This is a genomic window from bacterium (assembly GCA_030655055.1).
GTDB lineage: Bacteria > Edwardsbacteria > AC1 > AC1 > EtOH8 > UBA5202.
Map to the genome: position 1 here is coordinate 1 of JAURWH010000230.1, position 4,148 is coordinate 4,148.

A 4,148-nucleotide genomic window follows, 5' to 3' on the forward strand; every position below is an offset into this window, starting at 1 on the left:
CCTCCAGGGCCTTTTTGACGGCTTCGACGGCGGCCGGGGTGCATAGCACCTCAAAGGTCCCGTCTTCAGGCGATACATCATCGGCTCCGGCGTCCAAAGCCACCGACATCAGGGTGTCCTCGTCGGTGACCGAGGAATCCACCGAGAACACGCCCTTGGTCTCGAACATCCAGGACACGCAGCCCTGGGAGCCCATGTTGCCGCCGTTCTTGCTGAACAGGTGGCGCAGTTCCGCCGCGGTGCGGTTCTTGTTGTCGGTGACCGTGTCCAGCATCACCGCCACCCCGTTGGGGCCGTAGCCTTCGTAGGTCACCTCTTCGTAGACCACGCCCTCCAGCTCGCCGGTGCCCTTTTTGATGGCCCGGTCGATGTTATCGGCCGGCATGTTGGCGCCCTTGGCGGAAAGGATGGCGGTCCGCAGACGGGGGTTCATGTTGGGGTCTCCGCCTCCGTTGCGGGCGGCGATGGTTATTTCCTTGATCAGCCGGGTAAAAGCCTGCCCCCGGGCGGAGTCGATGCCGGCTTTCTTGCGTTTGATGGTGGCCCATTTGGAATGTCCGGACATTGTATTTTAACCTCCGTATATCAAAGATTTGAAGATAAATTACGTGTGATCGTTGCCGTAATTGGTTGATAAACTATGATTTTACCGCAAAAGCCCGGAGTTGTCAAGCGTTAAAGGCAGCCTGATAATGCGGTTTTAAAGCGATTGCTTCCTCAGCCCGGCATGAGGTGATTTCGCAATGACCGCTCTGTGTCTCTGCGTCACTTCGATAAACTCAGTGCAACGCTCTGTGGCGAGGGAAAAGTATTACTCCCCGAACTTCTTCTCCCGTACCGTCTGCCCGCCCTTGCCGTCCTCCACCACATAACCCAGGGCCAGGATCTGACCCCTGATGGCGTCCGAGCCGGCCCAGTCCTTGGCGGCCCGGGCCTCCTGGCGCTTCTGCAGCAGTTGTTCCACCTCCGCGGGAAGACCCGAGTCCTTCTTGCTGTCCAGCAGGTTCAGACCCAGCACCCGGTCGTAATCGCCGATCAGCGCCAATTTTTGGGCGGGACTGAGGTCTGATGACTTCACTGTATCCCACAGGACAGCCAAAGCCTGGGGCAGGTTCAGGTCGTCATTGATGGCCGACAGGAACTTGTCCTTCCACCCGGAAATTTTCCCACCTTCGGAACTTCCCATCTTCTCACCTTCGGGAGTGGGGTCCGTTCCGATCTTCTGACCTTCGGAACCTCTTAGTTTAGCTATCTCAGCTCTCAGATTCTCCAGCGCCCTCTGGGCCGCGGTCAGAGATTCCCAGGTGAATTTCAATTGCGAGCGGTAATGTCCGGTAAAGCAGAAGTAACGGTAGGCCATCGGGTCGTACCCCTGGTCGGCCAGCAGTTGCAACCGCAGGAATTCACCCGAACTCTTGGCCATCTTCTCATCGCCCAGTTGCAGGAAAAACCCGTGCAGCCAGTAATTTGCCAGGTGGGTGCCGTAGGCGGCCTCGGTCTGGGCGATCTCGTTGGTATGGTGGACGGCGATGTGGTCCTCGCCGCCGCAGTGGATGTCAAACAGCGTGCCCAGGTATTTCGCTGACATGGCCGAGCACTCGATGTGCCAGCCCGGGAAACCCTTGCCCCACGGGCTGTCCCACTCCATCTGCCGTTGGCTGCCCTCGGGCGAGAACTTCCACAGTGCGAAGTCGGTGGCGCTGCGCTTCTCCCCCATATCGACCCGCGAGCCGGCCTGGATGCCCTCGATATTGGACAGGCCCGCCAACACCCCGTAGCCCGGCTGCTTGGCCGTGTCGAAGTAGATGCCGTCCGATGTGCGGTAGGTAAAGCCCTTCTGCTCGATCAGCGAGATGGTGTCGATCTGTTCTTTGATATGGTCGGTGGCCTTGCACCAGATGGTCGGCTCGAGGATGTTGAGCCGCGCCAGGTCTTGTTTAAAGGCCTGGGCGTAGAACTCGGCGATCTCCCAGGCCGTCTTGCCGGTGCGCCGCGCGCCCTTCTCCATCTTGTCCTCGCCGCTGTCGGCGTCGGACACCAGATGCCCCACGTCGGTAATGTTCATCACGTGCTTGATCGCGTAGCCGTTGTATTCCAGCATGCGCCGCAGCAGATCCTCGAACACGTAGGTCCGCAGGTTGCCGATGTGGGCGTAGTCGTAGACCGTGGGGCCGCAGGTATACAGCCCGGCCTGGTTGGGTTTTAGGGGAAGAAATTCCTCTTTCTTCCTGGTCAGTGTGTTGTAAAGCTTGATGGCCATGGGGTCTCCGTGGTTAGTTATAAGATTGTAATTATTTCGTTGATTAGGCACCGACCTAACCCCTGCCCCTTCCCCATAGGGAAAGGGTGATGCAAGTCCCTTCCCTCGCGGGGAAGGGATTTAGGGTTAGGTCATTCCAGGAGCAAGCAAAAGCGGGGCGGTCCGTTCCCTACAGCACCTTGGCATACAGACACACATCGTGCATGGTTCCGCTGTGCTCCTTGTCCTCCACCACCTTTTTCATCAGTCCCTCCTTGACATACCCGGCCTTAAGCGCCACCTTTTCGCTGGCGGCGTTCTCCGGCTGCATCAGGATCTCTATCCGGCTCAACTTAAGCTCATGGAAACACTTCTGCTCCAGCAGCCGCACCGCCTCCGTGGCGATCCCCTGTCCCCAGCGCTTTTCCTCGATGAAATACCCGATCTCGCCGATGTGCTTCCTGGTGCCGTTGATCCGGACCCCAACTCCCCCGCAGACCTCGCCATCGCACAGGATGGAGTAGCTATACTGCAGGCCGTTGGCCATGTCTTTGATGCTGGCCCGCAGCCAGTTCTCCTCGTCCTCCACGGATTTGGGGTTGGCGCTGAAATAGGTGAAATTGGGGTTGCTCAGTATCTCGTAAAAGCGCCGGGCGTCCCCGATCTCATTGAGCCGTATTTGAATGGTGGGCATGGGTTCGTTTGTGATATGTTTACCAGGATATGGTTTATTGTTTTCAGAGCATGAACTCAATCCGCTTCGGCTTTGCTCAGCGCAAGCCTTGTTCCCCCCTTGCTGACCCTTCGATTTGCCAAGCAAGGCATGGGCTCAGGGTGACATCACGGCAAAGAGAAGCAACTGGAATGATGAGGTTCCTTAACTTGCCAAAACCATATGTATCTTAAAGCTTTCCGCCGTTTTTGTCAATACCAAAAATAGACCCCTCACCGCAAAAAACACAACACTGAGGATGGCTTTCTGCCTTAACTTTCGAAGGGCGGAAAATACCGTCCGATTTCAATTGACAATGCGGTGTAAATATGATAATTTTTATGTTTAGCACCCGGGAAATAATTTCGCCACAGAGACACAAAGACACAGAGGGTGTTTTTTTATTTAACCACAAAACATGTGGTGAGTTAATCGAACCAAGCACAAAAGCCACAAAACTATTTTCACGTCCTACTTTACTACCCGGACTACTCTGCCTGCTTTACAATTTTCACGTCCTACTTTATTACCCGGCCTACTTTACTACTTTTATTTAAGGAGACCGCCATGCCCGACGCCAGCGACAAGATCCGCAGTTTCATCGAGAAGATGATCCGGTGGGTGCCCGGTTACACCGGCTACGCAGACAAGGAATCCCGCCGCAACACCGACAAGCTTTTACGGATGCACCTGGCCGGAAAGCTGGAGGAAAGCAAGACGGCCTTTGACTCTTTCGTCAGCGGGCTGAGCCAAAAGCCCGAAGCGCTGGACCTGCTCAATCCCGCCGGTTCCGTCACCAAGCTTCTGGAGAAAGTGATAGACCGCCTGAAACTGGCCGACTACGGCTACGCCGGGTTCTTTGACAGCCAGAAGATCATGGAGCCCCAGCTGGACGCCCTCTACAAATTCGACCAGGACCTGGCCGTGGCCATCACCGCCATCCGGAACAAGGTCAACACACTGACGCCCGACCAGGCCTCCCTGGCCTCCCTGCTGTCCGACCTCCAGGCCTTTGACGCCACGCTCAACGCCCGGCATGAGGCGATCACCACGACGGTTTGAAATAGTCTGAATTGGTTTAATGGGTTCAAACGGTTCGAACGATTCGAACGTTTCAAACAGTTTTAGTGATCGCCTCATTCCGGGCGTTAAGTTTGATGTCGAAGGCCTGGAGGTCTGACAACAGGGAGGACAGGG

4 protein-coding genes are annotated in these 4,148 nt (G+C 56.2%); 1 reads left to right on the plus strand and 3 read right to left on the minus strand.

Annotated elements, in window-relative coordinates:
* The 3 genes from Q7U71_10855 to Q7U71_10865 all read right to left on the minus strand — a co-directional run.
* Positions 1-565: YebC/PmpR family DNA-binding transcriptional regulator (locus Q7U71_10855; protein ID MDO9392255.1), on the minus strand; the 565-nt coding region annotated here is incomplete at its 3' end.
* 246 nt (positions 566-811) lie between these two features.
* Positions 812-2,260: a cysteine--tRNA ligase gene (gene cysS / locus Q7U71_10860; GenBank protein ID MDO9392256.1), complete on the minus strand. Its 1,449-nt coding sequence runs from the start codon at positions 2,258-2,260 to the stop codon at positions 812-814.
* A 169-nt stretch (positions 2,261-2,429) separates the two neighbouring features.
* Entirely contained in the window at positions 2,430-2,933 is a 504-nt protein-coding gene (locus Q7U71_10865) for a GNAT family N-acetyltransferase (protein ID MDO9392257.1), read from the minus strand.
* A 585-nt stretch (positions 2,934-3,518) separates the two neighbouring features.
* Here Q7U71_10865 and Q7U71_10870 point away from each other — a divergent pair.
* Entirely contained in the window at positions 3,519-4,013 is a 495-nt protein-coding gene (locus Q7U71_10870; GenBank protein ID MDO9392258.1) for a hypothetical protein, read from the plus strand.
* Positions 4,014-4,148 lie beyond the last annotated feature (135 nt).

Bases quoted from the DNA above. Each gene is read 5' to 3' on its own strand.
- cysS (MDO9392256.1), bottom strand. From the start codon at position 2,260: ATGGCCATCAAGCTTTACAACACACTGACCAGGAAGAAAGAGGAATTT.
- Q7U71_10865 (MDO9392257.1), bottom strand. From the start codon at position 2,933: ATGCCCACCATTCAAATACGGCTCAATGAGATCGGGGACGCCCGGCGC.
- Q7U71_10870 (MDO9392258.1), top strand. From the start codon at position 3,519: ATGCCCGACGCCAGCGACAAGATCCGCAGTTTCATCGAGAAGATGATC.